The organism is Streptomyces sp. DSM 120436, from assembly GCF_055778765.1.
In genome coordinates this window covers 31,965-51,562 of record NZ_JBSKBS010000005.1, presented here as the reverse complement: position 1 = coordinate 51,562, position 19,598 = coordinate 31,965, and the positions used below count along the sequence as shown (strand labels likewise).

4 protein-coding genes are annotated in these 19,598 nt (G+C 75.0%); all 4 read left to right on the top strand.

Going from position 1 to position 19,598, the window contains the following annotated elements:
• The first annotated feature begins 15 nt into the window (after positions 1-15).
• The 4 genes from ACWH4W_RS32420 to ACWH4W_RS32405 all read left to right on the top strand — a co-directional run bounded on the left by ACWH4W_RS32420 (position 16) and on the right by ACWH4W_RS32405 (position 19,587).
• Positions 16-6,816, top strand: coding sequence for an SDR family NAD(P)-dependent oxidoreductase (locus tag ACWH4W_RS32420; RefSeq protein WP_473079435.1), 6,801 nt, complete (start codon positions 16-18; stop codon positions 6,814-6,816).
• On the top strand, positions 6,813-15,458 hold the full coding sequence (locus ACWH4W_RS32415; RefSeq protein ID WP_473079434.1) for a type I polyketide synthase: 8,646 nt from the start codon (positions 6,813-6,815) through the stop codon (positions 15,456-15,458). Before ACWH4W_RS32420 ends, ACWH4W_RS32415 begins: the two co-directional genes overlap by 4 nt.
• A gap of 206 nt (positions 15,459-15,664) precedes the next feature.
• Entirely contained in the window at positions 15,665-16,513 is an 849-nt protein-coding gene (locus tag ACWH4W_RS32410; RefSeq protein ID WP_124288614.1) for a hypothetical protein, read from the top strand.
• Positions 16,510-19,587 carry a non-ribosomal peptide synthetase gene (locus ACWH4W_RS32405; RefSeq protein ID WP_124288615.1) on the top strand — a complete coding sequence of 1,026 codons (3,078 nt, stop codon included), beginning with the start codon at positions 16,510-16,512 and terminating at the stop codon, positions 19,585-19,587. The genes ACWH4W_RS32410 and ACWH4W_RS32405 overlap by 4 nt, the downstream gene beginning before the upstream one ends.
• Positions 19,588-19,598: the final 11 nt, after the last annotated feature.

Sequence of the window (19,598 nt, the reverse complement as noted above, 5' to 3'; positions counted from 1 at the left end):
GGGGGAGAGAACCTGATGGACTCCTTGGACGGGCTGACCTGTACCGTCGTGATCCGGGGCAGCGACCCCGTGCTGCGCGACCACCGTGTGCACGGCACCCGGATCCTGCCCGGGGTGTCGTTTCTCGACATCATCCTGCGGGTGGTGCGAGCCCGGGGCGCCGATCCCGGCGGTGTCGAGCTGCGCCGTGTGCTGTTCCGCAACCCGGTCGCCGCCGGGCCGGACTTCGACACCGAGCTGACGCTGCGCTTCGCCCGCGACGACGGGCACTTCCGGGTGTCGGTCACCGGCACCCGCAGCCCCTCCGGGCAGAGCGAACCGGTCCTGGACTGCCAGCTGTACCTGGGCCTGCCGTTTCCGCAGCGCCGGCGGGACCTGGAGGCCCTGCGCGCCGCCGCACGGCAGAGCGTCGACATGGCCGACCTGTACACGACGGTCCGCGCGACCGGTATCGAGCACGGCGAGTTCATGCGGGCCGTCGGTACCCTGCACGCCGGGCCGGACGACCTGCTCGCGGACCTCTCGCTGAGCGCCCAGGCCGCCGAGTACGCCGAGTACTTCCACCTTCATCCCGCGGCGCTGGACTCCTCGACGCTGCTGCCCACCCAGTTCGCCGAGGCCGTGCCGGGCGACGAGGCACGCCCGTACATCCCGATGCTGATCGAATCGGTCCGGGCCGCGGGACCGCTGGGCTCGCGGACCCTGGTGCACGCCACCCCGCCGCGCCCGGCCGGGCCCGACGGCGACCTGACCACGTGTGACCTGGAGTTCCACGCCCCGGACGGGACCGTCGTCGCCTGGCTGCACGGCCTGACCTCCAAACGGATCCGGGACGCCGCGGCGATCACCCGCCTCGAGGCACGCCCCCCGGCGGCGCAGGACACCGACCGGATCGTCCGTGAGCTGATCGAGGCGAGGACCGGCCGCGCCGACTTCGACGAGACGGCCGGGTTCTACGAGCTCGGCCTGGACTCGACGGCGCTGCTGGGGATCGCCGCCGACCTGGAACGGGTCTTCGGCGTCGACTTCTCCCCGACCCTGCTGTTCGAGCACAACACGTTCACCCTGCTGGCCGACCACCTACGGCAGTACGAGGTCGTGGCGGCCCCGCCCGCGGGACCGGTGACCGAGACGACCGCCGAGACCACGACGACCGCCGATACCGAGGTGCCCGCCGAGGTGGTGTGGTTCGAGGCGTCCTGGCACACGGCCGCCCTGCCGCCGCCCGGAGCGCCTGCGGCGCACTGGGTCACGACCGGCGCGCACAACCGGGCGGACTGGCCGTCCGCGCTCGCGGACACCGCCGCGGCCGGTGTGCTGTGGCAGCCCGCCGATCCGGCCGACCTCACCGGTGAGGCGGTCGCGCTGAGCGAGTTCCTGGCAGCCGCGATCCGCGCGGGGCGGAGCAACCTGCGGCTGGTCTGCCACGTCGAGGACGACGACGCGCCGGTCACCGCTGTCGCGGGCCTGTTCCGCACCGCGGTGCGGGAGAACCCGGGCATACGGGCCGCGGTGGTCCGTTCGCCACGCCGGGCCGACGCGCTGGCCGAGCTGGCCGCCGGGGCACCGGACGTGGAGGTGCGCTACGCGCACGGCACCCGCCGGATCCGGCTCGCCCGGCCCATGCCGGCACCGGCGGACAGGGCGTCGCTGCGAGAGCGCGGCGTCTACCTGATCACCGGAGGGCTCGGCGGGGTCGGGCTGGCCCTGGCCCGGCATCTGGCCCGGTCGGTACACGCCCGGCTCGTCCTGGGCGGCCGCACCCCGGCCGATCCGTCCGTGACCGCCGAGCTGACGGCCCTCGGCGCCGAGGTGGTCACGGTGGTGATGGACGTGACCCGCGCGGACGACGTGGACCGCGCGGTGCGCACCGCGGTGGACCGCTTCGGAGTGCTGCACGGGGTGGTGCACGCCGCCGGCGTGCTGCGTGACGGGTTGCTGGCGGGGAAGAAAGCCGATGACGTACGGGCGGTGCTCGCCCCCAAGGTCGACGGCGCCCATCACCTCGAGGCGGCCACCCGGCGCCTGAGCCTGGACTTCCTGGTGCTCTGCTCGTCCACCGCTGGCACCTGGGGCAATCCGGGTCAGGCCGACTACGCGTGCGCGAACGCGTTCCTGGACCTGTTCGCCGGCACCCGCCGCGACATCGTGTCGGTGGGCTGGCCGGCCTGGGCGGAAGGCGGCATGCCGGTCGATGACGCCGCGCTGCGCCGGATGGGCCTGCGGGGGATGGAGACCCCGGCCGCCGTCGACGTGCTGCTGGCCGCTGTGGGCAGCGGCCGCTCCCACGTCGTGGTCCTGAACGGGGACGCGGCCCGGATCACGGCCGAGTTCACCACGCCGGAGGCGGACCCCGAGCCGGTCGGCACCGACGACGACGCGATCGCCGTAGTGGGCATCAGCGGCCGCTACCCGATGGCCCGCGACCTCGACGAGTTCTGGGCGAACCTGCGCGACGGCCGTGACTGCGTCAGCACGGTGCCGGCCGACCGCTGGGACCACGCGGCGATCTACTCCGAAGACCGCCGGACGCCGGGACGCTCGTACGGCAAATGGGGCGGGTTCATTTCGGGGGTGGACGAATTCGACGCGGGGTTCTTCCACATCTCGCCGAACGAGGCGGCCGTGCTGGACCCGCAGGAGCGGCTGTTCCTGCAGGAGGCGTGGCACGCGTTCGAGGAGGCCGGCCATGCGCCGTCGGCCTGGCGCGGCCGGTCCGTCGGCGTGTTCGCCGGGGTGATGTACAACCAGTACCAGCTGCACGGCGTCGGCGCGGAGCCAGGCCCGGTGCCCTCGTCGTTCAGCGCGTCGATCGCCAACCGGGTGTCGTACTTCCTGGACCTGCGCGGACCGAGCATCGCCCTGGACAGCATGTGCTCGTCCTCGCTGACCGCGCTGCACCTGGCCGTCGAGGCCATCCGCCGGGGGGAGTGCGAGGCGGCCCTGGCCGGTGGCGTCAACCTGGCCGTGCACCCGAACAAGTACCTGCTGCTGAGCCAGTCCTCCTTCCTGTCCACCGACGGGCGTTGCCGCGCCTTCGGCGAGGGCGGGGACGGCTACGTGCCCGGCGAGGGCGTCGGCGTGGTGCTGCTGCGCCCGCTGCGCGACGCGCTGCGCGACGGCGACCATGTGCACGCCGTCATCCGCGGTACCGCGGTCAACCACGGCGGCCGTACCGCCGGGTTCTCCGTGCCGAACCCGGCATCGCAGGCCGCCCTGATCGCCGGGTCGCTGCGGCGCGCCGCGGTCGACCCCGCCCACCTCGGCTACCTGGAGGCGCACGGCACCGGCACCAGCCTCGGCGACCCGATCGAGGTCGCCGCGCTGGAAGAGGCCTTCGACCGGATCGGCGCCGGCCCGGGTCCCTGGCCGATCGGGTCGGTCAAGTCGAACATCGGGCATCTGGAGTCCGCGGCCGGCGTCGCGGCGCTCACCAAGGTCGTACTTCAACTGCGCCATCGGGAACTCGTACCGTCGTTGCACGCCGACCCGCTGTCCAGCGCGGTGCGGTGGGAGACCGCACGGTTCCGGGTGCAGCGCGAACGGGCGCCGTGGCCGGGACGCGCGGACGTGCCGCGGACCGCGGCGATCAGCTCTTTCGGTGCCGGCGGGGCCAACGCGCACGTCGTCCTCGCCGAGTGGCCGGCGCCGCCGGCCGTGCCGGAACCGGCCGAGCCGCGGCTGTTCGTGGTGTCCGCCCGGGACACCGCCCGCCTCGACGAGAGCGTGGCCCGGCTGGTGACCCACTTGGAGGGCGCCGGCGGGGACGTGGCCGCGGTCGTGACCGCGCTGCTGACCGAGGTCGGTGCGACCGCGGCACGGCCCGACCTGCCGTTCGCCGAGCTGGGCTTGGACTTCCCGCAACTGGCCGACCTCGCCCACCGTATCCAGGCGGTGTTCGGAACCCGCCCGGCGATCGACGGAGAGACCACCGCCGAGGGCCTGGCCGCCGCCCTGACCACGGCGGCCGTCGCGATGGATCCGGCGGCGCTGGCGTACACGTTGTGGTCCGGGCGTGAGCACCTGGACGAGCGGCTCGCCGTCGTGGCCACGACCACCGCCGAACTGGTGACGGCGCTGCGTACCGGGGTCGGCTGCCATCGGGGCCGCCGGCGGAAACCGGCCGCCGCGGTGACCGGTGACGACCTCGACGCGCTCGCCGCCGCCTGGGTCACCGGGGCCGAGATCACCCCGCCGATGCCGGCGCGAGCGCGCCGGCTGTCGCTGCCCGGCTACCCGTTCGCTCGGGACCGGCACTGGGTGACCACCGGCACGGACCCCGGCCGGGTGCGGGCCGACCTGGTGGAGCTGCCCGGCGGGCACGTGCTGTCGGCCAGGATCTCGCGGGACGGCCACGGCTGGCTGGCCGACCACGCCGTCGACGGGACCACGCTGGTGCCCGGCACGTTCTTCGCCGACCTGGCCCTACAGGCCGGCGCCCGGCTCGGCCGGCCGGTCGTGGCCGAGCTGGTGATCGAGGCGCCGCTGCCGTTCGGCGACGCCGACCTGCGGCTCACCGCGGCCCTGCCCGGCGACGACGGGCGGTGCGCCTTCGAGGTGCACGCCCGCGCCGCCGGAGAACCGGCCTGGACCCGGCACGCGACGGGCGCGCTCGCCCCCGCAGGTGGCGTCGCGGCCGAGCCGCCACCGCTGCCCGGCGACGCCGAGGAGCTCGACCTCACCGGCTTCTACGACCGGCTGCCCGGCTACGGTCCCGCCTTCCAGGGGCTGCGCCGCGCCTGGCGGGCCGGCGACACCGTGTACGCGGACGTCACCGTGCCCGGCGGTGACGTCGGCCCGTACGCCGTGCACCCCGTTCTTCTGGACGCGGCGCTGCACGCGGTGGCTCTCGGCGGATTCGTCCCCGGCGGCCGGGCCCACCTGCCGTTCGCCTGGTCCGCGATCCGGGTCGCGGCGAGCGGCGCGGTCGCCGCGCGGGCCTGCGTCGCCCCGGTCCGGCCCGGTGTCGTTTCGGTGCGGCTCACCGATGCTGCCGGCGGGCTGGTCGCCTCGGTGGACGCGGTGACCCTGCGCCCCGCCGGAGCCTCGGCCGACCCGCTGTACCACGTCGACTGGGTGCCCCTCGACGACATCGGTCCCGGCTCGCCCGGCCGGTACGCCGTCGTGGGCCCGGACCGGGACGGTATCGGCGCCGCGCTCACCGCCGCGGGCGTGACCGTGACCCGTGCGGACACTCCGACGGCGCTGACCGAACCCGCCGAGGTGGTGATCGTGCCGGTCGCCGCGACGGGGACGTCGGCGTCCGCCGCGTTCGAGCTGACCCGTGACGTCCTCGCCCATGCCCGGCTCTGGCTCGGCGAGACCCGCTTCGGCGGCGCCCGCCTGGTCTTCGTGGCCACCGATCCGGGCCCGGCCACGGCCGCCGCATGGGGGCTGCTGCGCTCGGCGCAGTCCGAGCACCCCGGCCGCTTCGGTCTCGTCGAGCTGTCCGGCACGGACGCGGCGCAGATCCTGCCGCGCGCCCTGGCCACCGGCGAGCCGCAGTTGGCGGTCCGCGACGGGCGGGTGCTGGCGGCCCGCCTGGTGCGCGCCCCGGCCACCGAGGCGCCGCCGCCGCGCCGGCCGGGCACGCTGCTCGTCACCGGCGGCAGCGGTGGCCTCGCCACCCCGGTGGTACGTCACCTGGTCGCCGAACACGGATTCACCGACGTGCTCCTGGTCAGCCGCAGCGGGCGCGTCCCCGCCGGCCTCTCCGGGCTGACCGCGCGGATCGAGCCGGTCGCCTGCGACGTCGGTGACCGGGACGCGCTGGCCGCGCTGCTGGCCGGCCGGACGATCGGCACCGTGGTGCACGCCGCCGGGGTGCTCGACGACGGTGTGGTGACCGCGCTGGACGCCGACCGGCTGGAGACCGTGTGGCGGGCCAAGGCCGATGGCGCCCACCACCTCCACGAGCTGTTGCCCGAGGCCGAGCTGGTGCTCTTCTCCTCGGCGGCCGGCGTGCTCGGCGGGCCCGGCCAGGGCAACTACGCCGCGGCCAACGCGTATCTGGACGCGCTGGCCCGGCACCGGGTCGCGGCAGGTGGCCGGGCGGTCTCGGTGGCCTGGGGGCCGTGGGACCTCGACGACGGTATGACCGCCGACCGCGAACGGCTGGCCCGCGCCGGCCTCGCACCGCTGACGGTCGAGGCGGGACTGCGCCTGCTGGACGCCGCCCTGGCCGGTACGGAGCCCGAGGTGGTCGCGCTGCGGTGGGGCCCGGGCACCCCGGCGGTCGTGCCCCCGATACTGCGCGGCCTGTTGAGCGCCGCACCGGCCGTCGTCGCCGACCCGGGCCTGGCCGGGCTGGGATCCGCGGAGCTGCGCGCCCGCCTGTCCGGCCTGGTCCGCGGCGAGGCCGCGGCCGTGCTCGGCTACGCCGGTGCCGCCGCGATCGACCCAGGGCGCTCCTTCCAGGAGCTGGGGTTCGACTCGCTGAGCTCGGTGGAGTTCCGCAACCGCCTCGGCGCGGCGCTCGGCCTGACGCTGGAGGCGACCCTCGTCTTCGACCATCCCACCCCCGGCGACCTGGTGGAGCACCTCGCCGGGCGGTTCGACGGCGGCACCGGCGGGGCCGACGACCTGCCGGCGCTGTTCGCCGACTTCGACCGCCTCGCCGCTGGTCTGACCGAGGCGGCCACCGACGAGGTGTTCCGCGGCCGGGTGGTGCAACGGGTGCGTGAGCTGCTCACCGCCCTGAGCCCGGCGACCGCCGAGGCGCCGCTGGACCTGTTCGCCACCGCCACCGACGACGAGGTGTTTGCCCTGATCGACGCCGAGCTCGGCAGCCCCGTACCGGGTCAGGAGGACCGATGAGCAGCGAGGACAAACTCCGTGACTACCTGCGCCGTGTCACCGCGGAGTTGCAGGTCACCCGCCGGCGGCTGCGGGAGGCGGAGAGCCGGTCCGCCGAGCCGATCGCCCTGGTCGGCATGGCCTGCCACTACCCGGGCGGCGTCGAGTCGCCCGAGGACCTCTGGTCGCTGGTCGCCGAGGGCCGCGACGGCATCACGGGATTCCCCCGCGACCGCGGCTGGGATGTGGACGGGCTGTACCACCCCGACCCCGACCACCCCGGCACCTCCACGGTCCGGGACGGCGGATTCCTGCACGACGCCCCGGCCTTCGACGCCGGCTTCTTCGGCATCTCGCCGAAGGAGGCGCTGTACACCGACCCGCAGCAGCGGCTGATCCTGCAGACCTCGTGGGAGGCGGTGGAGCGGGCCGGCCTCGACCCGGCGGCGCTGCGGGACACCCGTACCGGGGTGTTCACCGGGGTGATGCACCACGACTACCACGGCGCCCAGGGCGGCGGCAGCGTCGTGTCCGGGCGGGTCGCCTACCAGCTCGGGCTGCGCGGCCCGGCCGTCACCGTGGACACCGCATGCTCGTCGTCGCTGGTCGCGCTCCACCAGGCGGTCCGCGCCCTGCAACGCGGCGAATGCGACATGGCGCTGGTCGGCGGGGTCACCGTGATGGCTACGCCGAGCGCGTTCGTCGAGTTCAGCCGGCAGCGCGGGCTCGCCCCGGACGGGCGGTGCAAGCCCTTCGCGGCGGCCGCCGACGGCACCGCCTGGTCCGAGGGCGTCGGGGTGCTGGTGCTGGAACGGCACTCCGCCGCGGTGGCTGCCGGCCACCGGGTGCACGCGATCGTCCGCGGCGTCGCGGTCAACTCCGACGGCGCCAGCAACGGCCTGACCGCCCCGAACGGTCCCGCGCAGCGCCGCGTGATCCAGGACGCCCTGGTCGACGCCGGCCTCACCCCGGCCCAGGTCGCGGCGGTGGAGGCGCACGGCACCGGCACCCCGCTGGGTGACCCGGTCGAGGCGCAGGCGGTGCTCGCGGTGTACGGCGGCGACCGCCCGCGACCGCTGTGGCTGGGCTCGATCAAGTCCAACCTCGGGCACACCCAGGCCGCGGCGGGCGTGGCCGGGATCATCAAGATGGTGCTGGCCATGCGGCACGGGGTGCTGCCGCGCACGCTGCACCTGGACCGGCCCACGCCGTACGTGGACTGGTCGGCCGGAGCGGTCGAGCTGCTGGCCGAGCCGGTGCCGTGGCCGGCCGGCGACGAACCGCGCCGAGCGGCCGTCTCGTCCTTCGGCGTCAGCGGCACCAACGCGCACGTCATCTTGGAGGAGCCCGCGGCGGCCACCCCGGCACCCGGCACCGAGCCCGCAGCGTCATGGCCGTGTGCCTGGGCCGTGTCCGGCCGGGCGCCCGCCGGACTGCGCGCCCAGGCCGCAGCGCTCGCCGCCGATCTCGCCGCCCGCCCCGACCAGGACCCGCGGGACATCGCGTCGTCCCTCGTCACGACGCGGACCGCGCACGAGCACCGGGCCGTGGTCTGCGCCGCCGACCGTGACGGACTGCTGGCCGGTCTCGCCGACGTCGCCGCCGGACGGCCGTCACCGACGGTGGTGGAGGGCGTCACCGGAGCGCCCGGTCCGGTGGCCTTCCTCTTCCCCGGCCAGGGATCGCAGTGGCGGGAGATGGCGGTGCGGCTGCTGGAGAGCAACACGGTCTTCCGGGACCGGATCGCCGAGTGCGAGGCCGCGCTCGCGCCGTACGTCGACTTCGAGCTGACCGCCGTACTGCGCGGCGAGCAGGACTACGACCGGGTCGACATCGTGCAGCCGGTGCTGTTCGCGATGATGGTGGCCCTGGCCGAGGTGTGGCGTTCGGTGGGCGTGACCCCGGCCGCGGTCGCCGGCCACAGCCAGGGGGAGATCGCCGCCGCGTACGTCGCCGGTGCGCTGACCCTGCCGGACGCCGCCCGGGTGGTGGCGCTGCGCAGCCAGGCGCTGGTGGAGCTGTCCGGCCTCGGCGGCATGATGTCGGTGGCGCTGCCCGCCGAGCAGGTCCGCGAACGCCTGCGCGCCTGGGACGGGCGGCTGTCCCTGGCCGCGGTCAACGGCACGTCCTCGGTCGTGGTCTCCGGTGACGGTGACGCCCTGGACGAGCTGCTCGCCGAGCTGGAGGCCGAGGGGGTACGGGCCCGTCGGGTGGAGGTGGACTACGCCTCGCACAGCGCGCACGTGGAACGCGTACAGGACAGGGTCCGCGCCGCGCTGGCTCCGGTGGTCCCGCGCCCGCCGGCCGTCCCGTTCTTCTCCTCGGTCGAGGGCCGGTGGATTGACGGCGACGACGCGTTCGACGCCGACTACTGGTACCGCAACCTGCGCGAACCGGTCCGTTTCGACGAGGCCGTCACCGCACTCGCCGGCCACGGCTGCACCACGTTGCTGGAGGTCAGCCCGCACCCTGTGGTGGCCACCGGCGCCCAAGAGACGGTGGATGCGATCGGCGCCGAGGTCGCCGTCCTGCACACGCTGCGCCGCGACGAGGGCGGACCGGACCAGCTGGTCCGGGCGCTGGCGCAGCTGCATGTGCAGGGGGTCCGTCCGGACTGGTCCGCGGTGTGGCCCGGGGCCCGGCCGGTCGAGCTGCCCACCACCGCGTTCGTGACCGAGCGGTACTGGCTGCCGGCCGGCGGTGGAGACCCGTCCGCCCTGGGCCTGGACGCCGTCGAGCATCCGGTCCTGCGGGCCGCCGTGCCCGGGGCCGACCGGCTCGTGCTGACCGGACGGCTGTCGGCCGCGACCCACCCGTGGCTGGCCGACCACACCGTCGAGGGGCATGTCGTGTTCCCCGGCGCCGCCATGGTGGACCTGGTGTCCCGGGCCGGTGACGAGGCCGGTTGCCCGGTGATCGACCAGCTGACCCTGCTCGTTCCGGTCGTGGTGCCGGAAGACGCCGAGGTCCGGCTGCGGATCGAGGCCGGCGAGCCCGGTACGGACGGCTCACGGGACGTGACCGTACAGGGCCGGGTCGGTGCCGGTGGCTGGACACTGCACGCCACCGCCGTCCTCACGCCCGGCGGTGACCCGCCGCCGCCCGCGGCGACCGCCTGGCCACCGGCCGGCGCCGAGCCGCTCGACGTGGACGAGCTGTACGCACGGCTGGACAGCGCCGGACTGCGGTACGGGCCGGTGTTCCGCGGCGTCCGCGCACTGTGGCGCGACCGGGCCGGGGACCTGTACGCCGAGGTCGTGCTGCCCGGCGCCGAGCCGGGCGGGTTCGGCATCCACCCCGCGCTGCTGGACGCCTGTCTGCACCCGCTGGCGCTCAGCGACCTCCGCACCGGGGCGCAGGACCGGCCCGCGCTGCCGTTCGAGTGGACCGGGGTCCAGGTGCACGCCGTGGGCGCGGACACCGTCCGGGCCACGCTCACCGGCGCCCGGGACGGCGCCGTCCGCATCGAGCTGACCGACCCGGCGGGGACGCCGGTCGCGTCGGTGCGGTCCCTGGCGCTCAGCCCACTCCCGGACGGCGCACTCGGCCTGCCGGACCGCGGTGACCTGCTGCTTCCGCAGTGGGCGCCCCTGACGCTGCCGGACAGTCCAGCCGCCGGGTACGCGGTCCGCGATCCAGCCCTCGCCCGGTTGCTGCGGGTGTCGCCGAGCGACGACGTCGCGCCGTTCGTCCTGGTGCCGGCCCCGTCCGGCCCACCCGCCGCGGCCGCCGAGCGGGCGCTCGCCCTGGTGCAGGAGTGGCTGGCCGACGAACGCCGGGCCACGTCCACTCTCGTCGTGGTGACCCGGCGGGTGCTCGACGATCCCGGGGAGGCCGCGACCGCGGCGCTGGTGCGCTGCGCCCAGTTGGAACATCCGGACCGCTTCGCGGTGCTCGACCTCGCCGACGACGATGACGCCACCGTCGCGGCGGTGCCGGCCGCGCTGGCCGCCGGCGAGCCGCAGGTGGGCCTCGCCGCCGGCGCCGCCCGGGAGCTGCGGCTGGTCCGGGTCTCCCCGACGGGCGAACCGGCCGGCGACCTCGGCACCGTCCTGGTGACCGGTGCCTCCGGCACGCTCGGCGGGATCGTCGCCCGGCACCTGGTGCACGACCTGGGCGTCCGCGACCTGGTGCTGGCGAGCCGGCGCGGGCCGCAGGCCCCGGAGGCGGCCGCCGTGGCCGCGGAGCTGACCGCCGCCGGTGCGCACGTCGCCGTGGTGGCCTGCGACATCGCGGACCGGGCGGAGCTGACCGCGCTGCTCGACACGACCACCGTCGACACCGTGGTGCACGCTGCCGGGGTGCTCGACGACGGGCTGGTCGCCGACCTCACGCCGGAGCGGCTGGCCCGGGTGCTGCGCCCCAAGGTCGACGCGGCCTGGCTCCTGCACGAACTGCTCCCGCAGGCCCGGCTCGTCCTGTTCTCCTCCGCGGTGGGTGTGCTCGGCGGTCTCGGCCAGGCGAACTACGCCGCGGCCAACGCCGCCCTGGACGCGCTGGCCCGGGTACGCCGGGCCGCCGGGCTGCCGGGTGTCTCGCTGGCCTGGGGCCTGTGGGCCGACGAGAGCACCATGACCGACGGTGCCGACCTGGCCCGATTCCGCCGCTCGGGGTTCCCGCCGCTCCCGCGCGACGCCGCCCTGGCCGCGCTGGACGCCGCCCTGACCGTCGCCGAGCCGGTACTCGTGCCGATCCGGCTCGACCCGGCCGCGCTGCGTGCCACGACCGACGCCGTGCCGCCGGTCGTGCGGTCCCTCGCCGGGACGCCGGCGCGGCGTACGGCCACCCGCGGCGGTGCCGCCGACTCCGAGTTGGTGGCCCGGCTCGCCGGCAAGAGCCCGGCCGACCGGCACCGGGTGCTGCTCGAGCTGGTGCTGGGGCACGCCGCCGCCGTGCTGGGGCACGCCTCACCCGACACGATCGACCCGGACCGGGCGTTCAAGGACGCCGGGTTCGGCTCGCTGAGCGCGGTTCAGTTGCGCAACCGGCTCTCCGGTGCGACCGGGCTGCGGCTGCCGGTCACGCTCGTGTTCGACCACCCCAACCCGGCCGCGCTGGCCCGGCACCTCGGCGACCGCCTGGCCGGCGCGGAGCAGCCGAGCGCCGCCCCGATGGCCGCCGGCACCGCGGACAACCCGGTGGTGGTGGTCGGTATCGGCTGCCGGCTGCCCGGCGGGGTCCGCGGCCCGGACGACCTGTGGGACCTGCTGGTCTCCGAACGGGACGCGATCGTGCCGTTTCCGGACGACCGCGGCTGGCCCCTCGCGGAGCTGCACGACCCGGACCCGGACGCGCCCGGCACCTCGTACGCCCGGTCCGGCGGGTTCGTCTCCGGCGTGGCCGAGTTCGACGCCGCCTTCTTCGGGGTGTCGCCGCGGGAGGCCGTGGCGATGGATCCGCAGCAGCGGCTGCTGCTGGAGACCGTCTGGGATACGTGCGAGGACGCCGGCATCGACCCGGACACGCTGCGCGGCACCGGTACCGGCGTGTTCATGGGCGCCATGTACCAGGACTACGGCCGGCTGCTGGAGGGAGCCGCGGCCGAGGGGTTCCTCGCGCCGGGCGTCGGCGGCGGCGTGCTGTCCGGAAGGGTGGCGTACACCTTCGGGCTGCAGGGGCCGGCCGTCACCGTGGACACCGCCTGCTCGTCGTCGCTCGTCGCCCTGCACCTGGCCGCACAGGCGATCCGGGCTGGAGAGTGCGACCTCGCGTTCGCCGGCGGGGTGACCGTGCTCGCCACGCCTGCGGTGTTCGTGGAGTTCAGCCGCCAGCGCGGGCTCGCCGCGGACGGCCGGTGCAAACCGTTCGCCGCGGCCGCCGACGGCACCGGCATGGGCGAGGGCGTCGGCGTGGTCCTGGTCGAGCGGCTGTCGCGGGCCCGCGAGCACGGTCACCAGGTGCTGGCCGTGCTGCGCGGCAGCGCGGTCAACTCCGACGGGGCGAGCAACGGGCTCACCGCGCCGAACGGCCCGGCCCAGGAGCGGGTGATCCGGGCGGCGCTGACCGCCGCCGGGCTGAACCCGGCCGACGTCGACGCGGTCGAGGCGCACGGTACGGGCACCGTCCTCGGCGATCCGATCGAGGCGCAGGCGGTGCTCGCGGTGTACGGCGGCGACCGCCCGCGACCGCTGTGGCTGGGCTCGATCAAGTCCAACGTCGGGCACACCCAGGCCGCGGCCGGTGTGGCCGGAGTGATCAAGGCGGTGCTGGCGCTGCGGCACGGCGTGCTGCCGCGCAGTCTGCACATCGACGAGCCGTCGCCGCACGTGGACTGGACCGCCGGCGACGTGGCGCTGCTGGCCTCGGCGCAGCCCTGGCCACGGCACGAGGCGCCGCGGCGCATGGGGGTGTCCTCGTTCGGTATCAGCGGCACCAACGCTCATGTGGTGATCGAGGAGGCGCCGCCGGCGACGGACGCGGAGGAGGAACGGCCGGTTCTCGACGGGGTGCCGTGGCTGCTGTCGGCACGGTCCGAGGCGGCGTTGCGCGAGCAGGCCGCCCGCCTGGCGGCGACCGCTGCCACGGATCCGTCGGCGGTCGCGTACGCGCTGGCCACCACCCGCGCCGTCCACAAGCACCGGGCGATGGTCACCGGCGCGGACGAGACCGCGCTGCGGACCGGGCTGGCCGCCCTCGCCGAGGGGAACACCGTGCCGGCCGTGCTGCGCGCCACCGCCGCGCGGCACCGGCTGGTCCTGGTCCTCACGGGCCAGGGCAGCCAGCTGCCCGGAATGGGGCGCGGACTGTACGAGACGTTCCCTGAGTACGCGCGGGCCTTCGACGAGGTGAGCGCGCACTTCACGCTGGACACCCCGCTGCAGGAGGTGGTGTGGGGTGACGGCAGCCTGCTCGACCGCACGGAGTACACGCAGCCCGCCCTCTTCGCGCTCCAGGTGGCCCAGTTCCGGCTGGTCAGCGCCTGGGGATTGCGGCCGGAGATGCTGATCGGCCACTCGATCGGCGAGCTGTCCGCGGCGTACCTGGCGGGCATGCTCACGCTCGACGACGCCGCCACGCTCGTCACCGCCCGAGGGCGGGCCATGGCGGGGCTGCCGGCCGGTGGCGCGATGGTGTCCGTCCGTGCCGCCGAGGCGGTGGTCCTGCCGCTCCTGGCCGGATATGCCGACCGGGTGTCGATCGCCGCGGTGAACGGCCCGGACGCGGTCGTGCTCTCCGGGGACGAGGACGCCGTGCTGGAGCTCGCCGGCGTGCTGTCCGACCGTGGGCATCGCACCCGCCGGCTGCGGGTCGGGACGGCGTTCCACTCGGCCCGGGTGGAACCGGCGCTCGCCGGGTTCCGGGCGGTCGCCGAGGCGGTCACGTTCCAGCAGCCCCGGATTCCGATCGTCTCCACGGTGCGGACCGACGAGAAGATGATCTCGCCGGCGTACTGGGTGGACCAGTTGCGTGGCTCCGTTCGCTTCCTCGACGCGGTGCGGGAGGCGGGCCGGGCGGGTGGTACCGCGTTCCTGGAGCTAGGCCCGGACGCGGTGCTCGCTCCGGCCGTCCGCGCCTGTCTGCCCGAAGTGCCGGTTCCCCCGGTGGCGCTGGCCCGGCGGGACCGCCCGGACGTCCGGGCCGCCCTCGGCGCGCTCGGCGCCCTGCACACGTACGGGGTGCGCGTCGACTGGCCGGCGGTGTACGCGGGCCGTGAGCCGCAGCGCAGCCCGTTGCCGCGGTACGCGTTCCAGGGCCGCCGGTACTGGCCCGAGCTGGTACCACCGGCCCCGGTCCCGGCGCCCCGGCCCGCATCCGACGCTCTCTGGTCGGCGCTGGGCTCCGGCGACCCGGCGGCCGCGCTGAGCATGCTCGGCCTGCGCGGCGACGAGACACCGCACCAGGTTCTCGCGGCCGTGGCACGGTTGCGGCCCGGCGCCGGTACGACCCGGCGACCGGTGCGGTGGCGGCTGGTCCCGGACGCCGCGCCCCCGGTCCTGGACACGACCGTGGCGCTGGTGCCGCCGCCCGGCGACGACCCGGAGCTGACCGATGCCCTCGCCGGCGCGCTGGCCAGACACGGCGCCCGGGTGACGGTCGACGCCACCGAGCGGCCCGATCTGGTGATCGTCCTGCCCGGCGCCGAACCGGCCGGGATGCCCGGGGTGCCGTTGTGGGTCCTCACCCGGGACGGCTCGCTGCCGGTCGCGGATCACGTCGTCGACCTTCCGCCGGAGATGGATGCCCGGGCCCGGGCCCGGCTGTGCGCCGTGATCGGACAGGGGCACACCGCGGCACGGATCCGGCCGGAGGGTGTGTTCGTCGCCGAGTACGCGGACGAGGATCCGGCCGATCCGGCGCTCCTGGACGAGGCGGTGACCGAGCCGCCCGCGGGCGTCGAACCCTCCGTTGCGTCCGTCAGGTCCGGTCCGTCCGGCGGATTGCGGGCGGCGCTGGCGAGGCTGCCCCGCGACCGGTGGGACGCCGAGGTCTTGACCGGGGTGCGGGCGCTGGCGGCGGCCGTGCTGGGGCACGACTCGGGCGCCGAGATCGGCGCCGACGACGAGTTCTTCGATCTGGGACTGTCCTCGGTCACCGCGCTGGAACTGCGTGATCACCTGGGCGCGCTGACCGGTCTGGAATGGGCGGCGGACGTGCTTTATGAATGCCCTACTCCGCAGGCCCTCGCGGATCTCGTGGTTGCGCGAATGAGCGAGGAGGAATAGTCGGCTAGCTGACGAATTAGTCATCCATTTCGGCGTGGCCCGTAAGGGTCTTGCCTGCTGGGGCATGCCAAAAAATGCTCGAAAATTGCCTGGAAAATCGAGGTGGACAACGCCTCGATTGGTGAATAGCATCGGCGAAGAACGGCTCCGGCGATGCGTGAAAAATTGCCCTGCATTGACCTTTAGATATTCAGGAGAATTGCCAGATGCCAAGCCCTGCCGTGTGGAATGTGGTGCTCGACGCAGCATCGGACGCCGACGTAGTGCTCGCCACCGACTTCCCGGTGACGGGCCGCAACGAGGGCGGTTTCACCGACCTGACGCCCAGCCTGGGACTGGACTGCGCCCTGTGGCAGACCGTCGCCCCGGCCCGGGTCCCCGGCCCCGGCATCGACCAGGACGAGTACCTCGCGCCCTGGCTGGCCGAGGTCGCCGCGAGCGGACGTACGGTCCGGGCGGTCCTCGGCTACTGCGCCGGATCGGTCTTCGCCGGTGCCCTGGCCGAGCGGATCGCCGCCCGGCAGCCGACGGCGCCGCAGGTGGTGGTCTTCGACCCCGAACTCGTCGACGTGCCCACCGTCCACCTGCAGTTCGGCCGGGTCATCGGCAACATGACCGCCGTGCTGACCCCGGCCGAGGTCGACGAGCTGGCCGGCGCGGCGGAGCGCCTGGCCGCCCGGCCCGGAACCACACCGGCCGAGTTCGCCGCCGAGCTCTACGCGATCTTCGAGCCGATCGGCTCGGCCGCGCTGCGCCGCGCCGGCCTCGACGAGGGCTACGCCGGTGAACTGGTGGCACTGGTCGGCTCGTTCATGACCTATCTCGGCGTCGCCGCCGGACTGGACCCGCGTCCCGGCTGGTCCCGGGCCACCGTCATCACCTCGGCGAGCCCGGCCAGCGGACTCAACCGGATGCGCGCCACCCCCGGCCTGGCACCGATCGGAGTCGCCGACGAAGTCCGGTTCGAGGTGGAGCACCGCGACCTGCTGCGTACCCCGGAGGTCGCCACGACCGTGGCTGGCCTGCTCGGCGCCGACTCGCAGGCCCGCCGGTGACGGCCGGCGCCGCGGACGCCCACGTGCGCGCCTCGCGCAAGGAGACCGCCCTGTGGCTGCTCGACGACCTCGTGCCCGGCAGCGGTGCCAACAATCTGTCGCTGGCCTTCCGTGTCGTCGGCCGCCTCGACCCGACGGCCCTGGCCGCGGCACTCGACCTGCTGCCACGCCGGTACGAGGTGCTGCGCACGGTCTTCCACCGCACCGACGACGCCCTGACCAGGACCATCCTGCCCAGCCTCCACATCGAGCCGGAGCAGGCCGCCGGGCACGGTGACGAGCGCGGCACGCTGACCGCTTTCGTGGCCCGCCCGTTCCGGGCCGACGGGAGCCCGCTGCTGCGCGCCCTGCTGCTGCACGGCCCCGACGAAGACGTCTTCTGTCTCGCACTGCACCACGCCATCGCCGACGTGCAGTCCACCGCCCTCCTGCGCGCCCAGCTCGTCGAGTTCTACGAGGCGGCGCTGGCCGGCCGGACCCCCGAGCCGGACCCGGTGCCCGCCTGGCACGAGCCCGAGCCCTCCGAGCAGAGTGTGACGTTTTGGCGCGACACCATGGCCGGGTTCCGCTCGTCCGGCTTGGAGCTGTGGTGCGAGAAGCCGGCCCCGGCAACCACCACGCTGGAGGGCGACGAGGTCACCCACGTCCTGTCGCCCGAGGCGCACGAGGTCGTCCGGCGGCTCCAACGCGAGCTGCGCGCGCCCGAGTCGGTCGTCCTCCTCACCGCGTACGCGGTGCTGCTGGCCGGGCACGGCGCCGGCCCCGACCTGACCATCGGATCGCCGGTCAACACGCGCGGCCGGGAGGCGGCCGGGGCGGTCGGCTACCACAGCAACCTGGTCACGCTGCGCCTGCTGACCGAGCGCACGGCCGGTTTCCGGGAGCTGGTCGGCCGGGCGCGCCGGGTGTTCATGGAGGCGATGGCTCACGCGGACATGCCGGCCGACGAACTGCTCGACGTGATCGAGCGCGACGGTTCCGGCTGGCGCAACGTGTTGTTCCGCCATGTGTTCAACTACGTGCCGTTCACCGCCGACCAGCGCACCTTCACGGTGGCCGGCGCCGCGGCGGAACTGGTCGTGGTCGAGAACGGGTTCAGCCAGTTCGACCTGGAGTTCTTCGTGACCTCCGACCGTGACAGCGCAACCGTGCGCGCGGCGTTCTACACCGGAGTCCTGGACCGTGCGGACGTCGAGCTGATGGTCCGCCGCTATGACGCGCTGCTGGTCGCCGTCGGCGCCGCCCTGGACACGCCGGTCGGCTTGCTGTCGATCTGGTCGCCCGAGGACCGCGCGATCATCGAAGCCGCCAACACGACCCACCAGCCGGTCGACCTGACGTCGGTGCTCGCCGGATTCGCCGAGCGCGCCGCAGCCGATCCGGACGCCCTCGCGGTCCGGGACGGGGACCAGCGGGTGAGCTACGGCCGCCTGTGGTGCGCCGCCGTGCACACCGCCGAGCGACTGACGGCGGCCGGTGTCCGCCCCGGCGACGTCGTCGCGCTGCTCGCGCCGCGAGGTGCGGCGCTGTCCGCCGCGGTGTTCGGCACGTGGCTTGCCGGAGCGTCGTACCTGCCGCTGGACCCGCACCACCCGGCGGAGCGGATCGCCTACCAGCTCGACGACGCGGGCGCACGGGTGGTGGTGACCGGCGACGGGCTCACCGCGCCCGGCGACCGGCGCACGATCCCGGCCCCTGACGTCGACACCGCCCCCACCGTCCCCGTAGACGCCGGCGCGGCCGGCGTGGCCGGGCCGGACGACCTCGCGTACGTGATCTACACGTCCGGATCGACGGGACGGCCGAAGGGCATCCCGATCACGCACCGGAGCCTGGTCAACCACATCACCGACTACGCGGTGCGCTTCGGCGTCGCTACGACGGCGCGGCCCACCGGCTGGCTCAGCACATACAGCTTCGACACCTCGTCGCTGGAACTGATGATGCCGCTGCTGCACGGCGGCCACACGGTCGTGCTGCCCGACGAGGCCCGCACCGACGGAGCCCTGCTGGCCGAGGAGATACGCGCCCACGACATCGGATTCCTCCAGGCGACACCGACCACCTGGCGACTGGTCGCCGACCGCATCACCGATCTGGTCGCCGGCCGCACACTGCTCAGCGGCGGTGAGCCCCTGCCCGGCGGGCTGGCCGCGACCCTGACCGCGGCGGGCGCCGAACTGTGGAACGTCTACGGCCCGACGGAGAGCACGATCTGGGCGACCGCGGGCCGGGTACCGACGGATCCCGGCGACCGAGTGGACGTGGGGACGCCGATCGCCAACACCCGGGTCTTCATCGCCGGCCCGAACGGGGAACCGTTGCCGATCGGCCTGCGCGGCGAGCTGTGCGTCGCCGGAGTCGGTGTCGCCTCCGGCTACCACGGACGGCCCGACCTCACCGCCGAGCGCTTCGGGGTGAACCCCCAGTGGGGACGCTTCTACCGCTCAGGAGATGTGGCGCGCTGGCGACCGGACGGCCGCATCGACCTGCTGGGCCGCATGGACCGGCAGGTGAAGCTGCGCGGCAACCGGATCGAGCTGGGCGAGATCGAGGCGGTTCTGTCCGACCACCCGGACGTCGAGGCGGCCGCCGTACTGGTGGTCGGCGATCCCGCCGCAGACGGCAGCCTGGCCGCCTTCGTCCAGGTGCCGCACCGGCCCGAGGCGGTGGAAGAGCTCTGGGAGCACGCCCGGCAGCGGCTGCCACGCTCGGTGGTGCCGCACCGGTTCCTCGCGGTGGAGGCGTTCCCGCGCACCGGAAGTGACAAGGTCGACTACCTGGCACTGGCGAACCTCGCCGCGCGACAACCGGCCGCGGCCGGCGGCGACACCGCGGGACCGGCCGGCGGCGACGCGCTCACCGCCACCCTGACCAAGCTCTTCGCCGAGTTGCTCGGTCGGCCGGACCTGGACGCCGACGCCCACTTCTTCACCAGCGGCGGCCACTCGCTGCTCGCCGCTTCGCTCGCGCAGCGCATCAAGGACGAGACCGGCGTCCGGCTGGCTCTCACCGACGTGTTCGAGAACCCGACCCCCGCCGCGCTGGCCGGCCGCCTGCGCGGGCTCGCGTGAGCGACCGAACA